This window comes from Saprospira grandis, assembly GCF_027594745.1.
Classification (GTDB): Bacteria; Bacteroidota; Bacteroidia; order Chitinophagales; family Saprospiraceae; genus Saprospira; species Saprospira grandis.
The window spans coordinates 148,135-158,235 of the sequence record NZ_CP110854.1 but is presented as its reverse complement, the minus strand read 5'-3'; the positions used below and the strand labels follow the sequence as shown (position 1 = coordinate 158,235).

The window sequence follows — 10,101 nt, the reverse complement described above, 5'->3', positions numbered from 1 at the left end:
GGCTCGGTCTGGCCCTGCGGGCCACTGCTGTCCATCCCTCAGCCGAGGCGCTTCGCGCCTGCAAAACCGGAAATAAGGACCAATGGCCGCCCTCTAAAATATACTTTATTTAGGCTTTTCCCTAAGGATGAGGGGCTAAGCTCGCTTTGCCTGAGCTCAATACGCTAAATAGAGGGCCCTTAGATGAAGCTGGGGGCTATTTTGGCTCCTCGCTGGGCCGCCCAAACTTGAATAGCTCCCTAAAGATGCCTATCTTATGGCCCTAAGATAACGAATCATTATGCAGACAGAAGAGATTGACTTAAATGCCGACTTTCAGGCTTGTTTGGAGGATATAGAGGCAGGGACTCCCGCCATGTTTATTACGGGAAAAGCAGGAACGGGAAAATCTACCCTGCTCCGAGAGTTTGTCCGAAGAACCCAGAAAAAAGTAGTGGTGCTGGCGCCTACCGGCATTGCCGCCCTTAATATTGGGGGACAAACGATTCATTCTTTTTTTGGCTTTCCGGCCCGCCCCTTACAAAGGAGCGAAATTAAGCCCAGAAAAAACCACCGCTTATATAAAGCCATTGATACGATTATTATTGATGAGATTTCTATGGTCCGTGCCGATATGATGGACCAAATAGATTTCTTTATGCGGATTAACGGAAGAGACCGCTACCTTCCCTTTGGGGGGGCTCAGATTATTATGTTTGGCGACCTCTTTCAGTTGCCGCCCGTGATTAGTAGCCCAGAAGTAAGACAACAGCTGCAAGAGCGCTATGAAAGTCCCTACTTCTTTTCGGCCGAGGTCTTTTTCCAGATGGACATCATCATGGCCGAACTCCGAGAGGTGTACCGACAGGCCGACCGCCGATTTATTGGCCTTTTGGATGCTGTTCGTCAAAGTACTATGGATTATGATGAATTTATGGAGCTGAATGAGCGGCATATTCCCGACTTTCCGGAGCAATCAGATTTTTATATTACCCTAGCGGCCAGAAATGCCCGAGTAGATGAGGTCAATCGGGCGAGGTTGCGGGTTTTGCAAGGGGAGGAGTACAGCTATATTGCGGAGGTTTCTGGGCAGATGAATGTACAACCGGCCCCCTCGCCGCTACGGTTAAAGTTGGGCGCGCAGGTGGTCTTTTTAAAGAACGACCCCAAAAGGCGCTATGCCAACGGGACCATTGGCAAGGTGGTTTATCTAGATTTTGATGAAATACAGGTGCAGGTCTATGGTCCTTTTGGCGACCTACAAACGATCAAGGTAGAAAAATTTGAGTGGGAGATGATGACCCATGAGCTCAATGATGCTGGCGAGATTGAGACCAAGGTTAGCGGAAGCTTTACCCAATATCCGTTGCGTTTGGCTTGGGCCATGACCATTCATAAGAGCCAGGGCAAAACCTTTGATCGAGTATTATTGGATATGCCCAAGGGGGCTTTTGAGTTTGGGCAAACCTATGTGGCCTTGAGTCGCTGCCGTACTTTAGAGGGCTTAGTGCTCAAGCACCCCTTAAAGCCCCAAGATATTCGGGTAGACCCCAGGGTAGTCGAATTTTACCAACAACATTTTTAGGTCCAAATTTGCGGATAGCAGGCGGCGAAGCCGCCGCAAAGGCCCAAAGGGCCGCAGGCTGAGGGATGGACAGCAGTGGCCCGCAGGGCCAGACCGAGCCAGCTTGCTGGCGAAGGGCCGAGCGAATAGCGAGCTGCGAAACAGCCCGACCCGCCCGCAGGGCGGGGCAGCCCCAAAACAGCAGTCAGAAGGGTCTGGATTTTATTTTTATAAAAGGGAAAAACGGCTGAATTGGAATTTTTTTTGATGAATAAGCGATGATATAAATAATATGATTTACCCATAGCTCCCCAAAGGGCCAAAACTCTAGCCTATGCGACCGCTTCCCCTGCTTTTACTTTTTATGCTCCTGCAATTTCCGCTTTGGAGCCAAATGATGATTTCTACTTCTTTGCGCGAAGACCTGCGATATAGCGAAGAAACTGGCGAATGGAAACTGATGTCTTCGGATGAGGAAGAGCTTACTTTTTTTGAATTTAATGCGGAGATGAGCATGTTTAAGCATACTACTCCTAGCATTAGTTCGGCTTATTTGATCAAGGAGGCCCGGCAGGATGAGGAGAATGAAATCTTTGAATTTTCGGTGGTTTCCGATGTGGGCAACCACTATGAAATGGTTTTGGACCCCAATGCCGATGAGGTTCGTTTTTATAAGGATTATGAGGGCATAAAAATTATGGTTCGCCACAAAATCAAGCGAATTTGGTTTGAGAATGAGGAGGCAGAAGAGGCCCCAGCGATAGAGGAAAATGTGTCGCCCAAACGGAATAAAGCGCCCAGTTATGGGGAGGAAAAAGGGACCAAAAGAAGTTAAGAAAACAATATATTGCTCCGGCAGTTTCGCTAAAGAAACTGCCGGTTTTTTTGTTTAAAGTCATCTATAAGAAAGGCGGCTTAGTCTAGATTAGGCCCTAAAAGCGGTAAGATTGTAGATATTTGTGTATAAACATCAAATTTATGCAAAAAGAAGACTGCGGTTTTGACTTTTCTCCGAGCTGGCGCAAATTTATTTTTCATTTTCTGCCCTGGCTTATCTTGTTGATTTCCCCGATTTTATGGATTGATTGGACGCATACGCATATCCCTTGGCAAAAGTTTTTGTTCAAGCACACATTAAACCTAGGGTTTAATGTAGTCGTCTTTTACCTGAACTTCTATGTTTGGGTGCCTCAGTTACTCATCAAGCGAAAGCATCGGGCCTTTTTGGGGCGCAATTTGGCTTTTTTGCTGCCGATGTTATTCTTTTTATACTTTGTCTATAGCCAAATAATAAGTGGATATATGTTGGTCAATGAAGGACATTTACATAAGCCGCCTATATTTTTGTTGCTATTTGGTGATAGCCTGGCTTTTTCTTTAAGTGTAGGCGTAGCTAGTGCCATTCGGGTAACGCAGCGCTTGCAAAGTGAGAAAGACCGATATCAGGAAATGGAGAACGAGCATTTAAAGTCGGAGTTGCTTTATTTGAAATATCAATTGCAGCCTCATTTCTTTTTCAACACCTTAAATAACATCTATGCGCTAATTGATTTGGCGCCTAAAATGGCCCAAGAAAATGTGCTTCGTCTTAGCCGCTTGATGCGCTACGTCTTATATCATTCTGATGAAATGGTGGTTCCTTTAGCCGATGAAATACAGTTTTTGCAAAACTATGTCGAGCTAATGCGCCTGCGTTATGCGGAGCATGTACAAATAGAGATGGAATTTCCGAAGGAAGAGGGTTTGCAAGTACCTCCACTCTTGCTCATTCCGCTTTTGGAAAATGCCTTTAAGCATGGGGTCGATGCTCGGCAGCCTTCTTTTATCCAGTTGTCTTTGCGGCTAGATGAAGAATGGCTCTGCTTTGAGGTAAAAAACTCCTTATTTCCCAAAACTGAAACGGATAAAAGTGGTTCGGGTATAGGTTTAGAAAACCTCTGCAAGCGCCTAGAGCTCTTTTATCCAGAAAAAAACTATCAATTTGAGCAAGGGGCCCAATCCAATTACTTCTTGGCCCGGCTTTGCCTTCCAAAATAATCCACTTATGCAAACCTATTCTGTCCTTGTGGCCGACGATGAGCCTTTGGCGCTTTCCTTAGTAGAAAAATACGTTAAGCAAATTCCCTTTTTGCAGCTGATTGGCAGCCATAATAATGCCTTATCCGTACTAGAGCAACTAGAAGAAGAGTGGGTAGACATACTCATTCTCGATATTCAGATGCCCAATCTTTCGGGCATGCAGTTGGCCCAACAACTGGCTGGGCAGGGGCATAAAATTATATTCACTACAGCTTTTGAACAGTATGCCATTCAGGGCTATAAGGTCAATGCTGTCGATTATCTGCTCAAGCCCTTTGCCTTTGAAGAGCTGCTCTCGGCAGCCCAAAAGGCCAAGCAGCAACTGCAGGCGGTTACGGTAGTGCAGGAAGATTACCTCATTCTCAAGTCCGATTATAAACTGCAACAAATTGCCCTAGATGATATACTCTATATCGAGGGCCTAAAAGATTATGTGCGCATTCATCGCAAATCTACTGATAAAAGTTTGCTTAGCCTACTGAGCATGAAGAGCTTGCAGGCCCGCTTGCCTCGGCATCGCTTTATGCGGGTGCATCGCTCCTATATTGTCAATTTAGACAAGATATCGACCATTGAAAGGGGGCAGTTGATTTTTGGCAAACAGCATATTCCCGTTTCAGACAAATACAAAGAGGCCTTTCAAGATTTTATTGATCGCCGATCGGTCTAATTGATCGCTTGGGCCTTAGTCCAAGCTACAGCATCATTTTATCTAGTTCACTAATCCTGTACAATGAAATATTATTTATCTCTGGCCGTTTTGATGCTCCTCAGTTGGAGCCTTTCGGCCCAAAACCAAAGCCAGCTCAATGGGCGCATTTTTGATGCGCAAACTCAAGAGCCGTTGATTGGGGCCAATGTTGTTTTGCAGTCGACCAAAGACAGTACAAAGCAATTTGGCACAAGTACCGACTTAGAGGGCGGCTTTCAATTGGCCCTGCCTCAGGGCCCCTACCAGCTCAAAATTTCCTTTTTGGGCTATGAAACCTATGAGAAACCCTTGCTTTTAGACAAAGCCGCCATTGATTTGGATCCGATCTTGCTCAAAGTTTCGGCCCTAGAGGAAGGGGTGGTAGATGTGGTCGGTAAAACGCCTCCCGCAGTGCTCAAAGGCGATACGGTAGAGTTTAACTCTAAGGCCTTTAAAACCAACCCCAATGCTTCTGCCGAGGATTTGGTGGAAAAAATGCCGGGTATCGAAATTGAAAACGGAACCGTAAAGGCCCAAGGCGAAACCGTGCAGCAGGTGGTCATTGATGGCAAACCTTTTTTTGGCCAAGATGCCAAAACTACTCTAAAAAACTTGCCTGCCGATATGGTGGATAAGGTCCAAGTGTATGACCAAAAGAGCCGCCAAGCCCAATTTTCTGGCTTTGAAGATGGCGAAGAAAGCAAAACGATCAACATTATTTCTAAGCCAGCTTATCGCTCGGGGACTTTTGGTCGCTTTTATGCAGGTATAGGCCATGATGATGGCCAAGAAGCCGACGACGATTGGCGCTATCGCCTAGGTGGGGTCTACAACCGCTTTAATGGCAATGAACGCATCTCGATTTTGGGCCAACTCAATAATATCAATGAGCAAAACTTTAGCTCTGAAGATTTGGCCGGAGTGGCTGCTTCGGGTGGAGGAGGTCGCCGCCGCTGGCGCGGCGGCAACCTCGGCAACTTCTTGGTCGATGATAATGGCGGAATCAATGAGACCTATGCCGGGGGAATTAACTACAGCAACGAATGGAACAAAAAATGGAAACTAAACGGAAGCTACTTTTTTAATCAAACCAATAATATCGGCTTCGATTCTACTTTCCGTAGCTTTATTTCGGAAGAAGAGGCGGGGCAGTATTATCTACAGTCACAAAACCAAAATAGTACGAATGTAAACCATCGGGCGACCTTTCGACTAGAGTATGAAATCAATGAGCGCAACCAAATTGAAATTGAGCCCAATTTGAGTCTGCAAATCAATCAGGGCCAGCAAATGAGCCAGTCCGAAACCTATAATATTGAGCAAACACTCAACCAAAGCCAAAGCCTCTTTAATAGTGAGCTGACGGCCTACAATTTTCGCAACCGCATGCTCTATCGCCACCGCCTAAAAAAGAAGGGCAGAACCTTTTCGGTTCGTCTTCAGCAAGAGTTTAGTGGCCAAAATGGCAACAATCAGTTACAGTCCGAAAATAATTATTATAGCCTCAACCAAATTGATTCTATTGACCAATCTTCGGATTTGGACCAATACGAACGCAGCTACTCGGCCCGCCTAGAATATAGCGAACCGCTGAGCAAACAAATGCAACTACAGTTCCGCTACGATCCCTCGATTAGTTATAATGAGGCCGATCAGTTTACCTATGATTTTGATGGCCAAGATTATAATTTGCTCGATACCTTTTTGTCTAATGAGGCCGATAGCCGCTATGAGCGCCATCGTGCTTCTTTGGGCCTGCGCTACAACAAAAAAGGCTTCCGATTTTATGTCCGCGCCTCTGCACAATGGGCCCAGTTGTCGGCTACGCAGGTCTATCCGCAAAGCTTTGAAAATAGCTACAATTTCTTCAATATCTTGCCTTTTGCCGTCATGCGCTACAAGATTTCGAAGACCAAAAATTTACGCATTTTTTATCGAGCCGGAACCGATGAGCCTTCTATTGGCCAATTGCAGGAGGTGGTCGACAATAGCAACCCCATCCAGTTATCTATCGGTAATGCGCAGCTTGGCCAAGAAACCAATCACCGCATTCATTTTCATTATGCTAGCCCCAATCCAAGCAAAAATACCATGTTTTTTGTCGGTTTTGGCGCCCGCTACAATAAGGATTATTTGGGCCAAAGTACCTTTATCGCTTATCAGGATACTAGCTTTTTGGGCGTAGATTTGGCTCAGGGAACGCAGCTCACGCAAGATGTCAATTTGGACCGCCAATATCAGCTCGATCTCTTTGCCGATTATAGCTTTCCACTCAATTTTATTAAGTCGAATTTTGGGATTAAATTTGGCGGCTCTTTCTCCGAAACCCCCAGCCTGATTAACAATCAGCTCAATTATTCTCGACAGCCTTCTGGCCGTTTGGGCTTTAAGCTAAGCTCGAATATTAGCGAGAAAATTGACTTTACCTTGAGTACGGACGGAAGCCTCAATTATTCGATCAATAGCCTGAATAGCAGCTCGAATAACCGCTACTATAACCAAAATACTCGCCTGCGGGCCTATTGGAACCCCTGGAAGTCGCTGGTCCTTCGCACAGACCTTAGCCACCAACATTATGCGGGCCTTTCCGATGGCTTTAATACCGACTTTTTGCTCTGGAATGCCAGTCTTTCGACTCTACTTTTCAAGAGCCAACGCGGAGAAATTGGCCTTTATGTCTACGATATTTTGGGCCAAAATACTAGCCTCAGCCGAAACTTTACGGCCAGCTATATCGAGGACCAAATTGGGCAGGTGTTGGAGCGCTATTTTATGCTTCGCTTTAGCTACCGCTTTGTACCCAAAAAGGGAAGCCTAGTCGATGAGAAAAAATCTAAGGAAATGATGGAGCATTATCAGCGCCATCGTCGTCATCATCGTTAGGATTTGGGGCTGCCCACTCGCTTCGCTCGGGTCGGGCCATTGCGCAGCTCGCAGGTCTGCTCGGCCCTTCGTCGCTGCGCTCCTTGGTCTGCCGCCTTCGGCGGCCCTGCTACAGCCCCTCAGCCTGCGGGCCTATCGGCCCTGTCCGCCGCAAAATGGACCAAAAAAAGGCCTCGGCTGCTTCTGCAGCTGGGGCCTTTTGCTTTTCTGGGCAAAAAACTGTTATTTAAGAGATATCTTAGTATATTCGGATTCAAAATATCCCCAGTATAAGCTATGGAACCTATACTCAACTTAAATTTTATGCATCCGCAATACGGCACACTCATGAATGCCGAGGTGGATCTTAGTTTCTCTGCTGCCGAAATGATTGAGCAGCTGGAACTTAGTGGCTTCCTTCCCCGAGGGGGCAGCTACCAACTGGCTTTTGGCGAGCAGCTTTTGCAGGCCGAACAGCAGTTGCAGCAACTTAGTGATTTGTATGAGGGCAGCATCTTGCGCATTGAGCAAGAAGGGCCAGCGGTCAAGCATTTTATTTATATACAAGATCCTTTGGGCCAAACTTATGCCCCCCTAGCCTTTGATGAGGAGCAATTGCCCCAGCAGGCGCTGCAGCAACTAGTCGATCAAGGCTTTTTGAGCGACTTGCCCGGAGACCTAAACCTTTACTTTAAGGGCGAGGCCTTGTTTTTGGACCAAAGTTTTGGGGCGCAGGGCTTGGCCGCTGGGGCCTACCTTCAGCTGCGCTCCGTTTCGCAAGCTTCTATAGAGGAAGAGCTAGAAAACTTGCAAAAGCGCCTGCAAGAATTAGAAGCACAGCAAAATCAAAAATTAGATTTGATTATTGAGCAATTGCCGCCGCCTTCGGCTATTCCGATAGACCCCAACTATGCGGTTCGGCCAACGGCAGAGCCCTATCAAAGTATAGATAGTTTGTTGTATGCGCTGCGAATAGAAGAGGGCTTGCCCGTACTAGAAAAAGTGCGAATTTGGAGCCCTATTTTGCTGAGTATTTATATTGTTTTGGCTGCTGCGGCTGTGGTGGGTCTTTTCTTTCTTATTCTATCATTCATTTAATCCCCTATACTTATGAACTGGGACGAATTTGTCGAGCAGTTGCCTTTTTATGCCCTGAGTTTTGCGGGCTTATTGGCCTTGGTGGCGGTAAGTTGGTTTTGGGCGCGTAGTCGCTTTATGGGCGAGTTGGCCAAATACCAAACTGAAATTGCCAAATTGCAATTGGGCCGCAACGACCAACTTTTTGCTTTGGAGGATGCCTGCAAGGCAAAAAACGAGCGTATTCGCTTGATCTTGAAGGACCTCAAGCAGCAGTTGAGAGAAAAAAACGGGGAAATGGTTCGGGCGCGCCGCAACGAGCTGAGCAATGTCTTTGTGCTGGATTATTGTCCGGCTATGCAGGCCTACTGCCGTTTGGCCCAAGAAATGTTTGAGTTGGACCGAGAGAAGCGCCAACAATTTATCGAAAACCATTTGAATCCCTTTTTGCAATTGGCAGGCGATCTGCTGCAGGTCCTCAACCAAAAGAAACTGACGGATATGGCGGGGCCGGGCACCTTGCCTATTCGCTATCAGTATATGGATTTTGACTTTGCCTTTGACTTTTTGCGGGCGCAGATTCGCTTTCAAGATTTTGACCTCAAGCAGGCGCGCAAGGCCCATTTGGAGCGCTTGGGCTTTGAGCGGGCCGTAAAAATCCACAACTAATGAAGAATACTGCATTTTGGCTGGGCTTATTGCTCGGGATTTTATTGAGTTTTTTGGCCTCCTCCATATTTTTCTACTACTACATATATCAGGAAATAGAGGGGTTAAAAACAGAGACCCGTACAGAATTTAAGAGCTTTAAATCATTTTGGGAAAGCGAATTGAAGGAAGAAGTATTGGATGCTAAGTCGGCGGTTTGGAAGCTAGCCGAAGAGAAATGGAAAGCTTATCGGGCCGAGCAATTGGCCAAGGACAGTTTGGTCCAGGAAAACTAGTATTGGAGGCGGCGGAGCCGCCTACAAAGGCCCGCAGGGCCGTCGGCTGAGGGATGGACAGCGGTGGCCCGAAGGGCCAGACCCAGCCGCCGAAGGCGGCGCAGGGCCGAGCGAACAGCGAGCTGCGAAACAGCCCGACCCGACCGAAGGGAGGGGCAGCCCCAAATAAAAAGAACAGTAGAAAACTTCTCCCCCTTAAGTTTGTTTTAAAGAATGGCTTTTCTCATTTTGCGATGAAAGCTGTACTTTTGTTATCCGCAAGATTTGCGGACAGATTACTTTAACCAAAATTTCTCTTTAGAAGATGAAAAGATTTGCAGCCCAATTTCTCAGCTTTGCATTCATTGGCTTGATGGCATTTACCTTTATGCAGTGTGGCGGTGGTGTTTCTGCCGCCGAGGTGGAAGCGACCAAAACCGATGTTGCTGTTCAGAATAACAACACAGTAGGACCTACTGGAACGCAACCCGCTCAATCCATCCAGGCTCAACAGTCTGGCAACCCACAGGAAGCTGTAGACCCCGCTTTGGCCACAAGCATGAAATTTGCCGAGGATGCCTTTGATTTTGGCACCATTAAGCAAGGCGAAAAAGTGACACATACTTTTAAGTTTACTAATGATGGCGACAAGCCTTTGACCATTACCAATGCCAAAGGATCTTGTGGTTGTACTGTGCCTCAGTACCCTAAAGAGCCTATTGCTCCAGGTGAATCTGGCGAAATTGAAGTAGAGTTTAACTCTGCAGGCAAAAAAGGTGCACAAACTAAATTTGTGACACTAACCGCCAACACGAATCCTGCTCAAACTCGTTTGACCATCAAGGCCGATGTAGTAACGACAGAAACAAAATAAGCGATTAAAGCGCTAAAAGAAAAGGAGTTGCAGCCAGCGGGCTACAACTCCT

At 46.7% G+C, this 10,101-nt stretch carries 9 protein-coding genes; all 9 read left to right on the top strand.

Annotated features, from left to right (window positions below; all coding sequences use genetic code 11):
• Positions 1-280 precede the first annotated feature (280 nt).
• Positions 281-1,564: an ATP-dependent DNA helicase gene (locus OP864_RS00580; RefSeq protein ID WP_014373172.1), complete on the top strand. Its 1,284-nt coding sequence runs from the start codon at positions 281-283 to the stop codon at positions 1,562-1,564.
• A 313-nt stretch (positions 1,565-1,877) separates the two neighbouring features.
• On the top strand, positions 1,878-2,378 hold the full coding sequence (locus tag OP864_RS00575; RefSeq protein ID WP_270099387.1) for a hypothetical protein: 501 nt from the start codon (positions 1,878-1,880) through the stop codon (positions 2,376-2,378).
• A 143-nt stretch (positions 2,379-2,521) separates the two neighbouring features.
• Positions 2,522-3,580: a sensor histidine kinase gene (locus tag OP864_RS00570; RefSeq protein WP_270099386.1), complete on the top strand. Its 1,059-nt coding sequence runs from the start codon at positions 2,522-2,524 to the stop codon at positions 3,578-3,580.
• Between the two features lie 7 nt (positions 3,581-3,587).
• Positions 3,588-4,292 (top strand): LytR/AlgR family response regulator transcription factor, encoded by a 705-nt coding sequence (locus OP864_RS00565; protein ID WP_270099385.1) that lies wholly within the window; start codon positions 3,588-3,590, stop codon positions 4,290-4,292.
• A gap of 63 nt (positions 4,293-4,355) precedes the next feature.
• On the top strand, positions 4,356-7,196 hold the full coding sequence (locus tag OP864_RS00560) for a TonB-dependent receptor (RefSeq protein WP_270099384.1): 2,841 nt from the start codon (positions 4,356-4,358) through the stop codon (positions 7,194-7,196).
• A 276-nt stretch (positions 7,197-7,472) separates the two neighbouring features.
• Positions 7,473-8,273, top strand: coding sequence for a hypothetical protein (locus OP864_RS00555; RefSeq protein WP_270099383.1), 801 nt, complete (start codon positions 7,473-7,475; stop codon positions 8,271-8,273).
• 12 nt (positions 8,274-8,285) lie between these two features.
• Positions 8,286-8,921, top strand: a complete 636-nt coding sequence (locus OP864_RS00550; RefSeq protein ID WP_270099382.1) for a hypothetical protein — start codon at positions 8,286-8,288, stop codon at positions 8,919-8,921.
• On the top strand, positions 8,921-9,196 hold the full coding sequence (locus OP864_RS00545; protein ID WP_270099381.1) for a hypothetical protein: 276 nt from the start codon (positions 8,921-8,923) through the stop codon (positions 9,194-9,196). Before OP864_RS00550 ends, OP864_RS00545 begins: the two co-directional genes overlap by 1 nt.
• A 304-nt stretch (positions 9,197-9,500) precedes the next feature.
• On the top strand, positions 9,501-10,049 hold the full coding sequence (locus OP864_RS00540) for a DUF1573 domain-containing protein (RefSeq protein ID WP_270099380.1): 549 nt from the start codon (positions 9,501-9,503) through the stop codon (positions 10,047-10,049).
• Positions 10,050-10,101 lie beyond the last annotated feature (52 nt).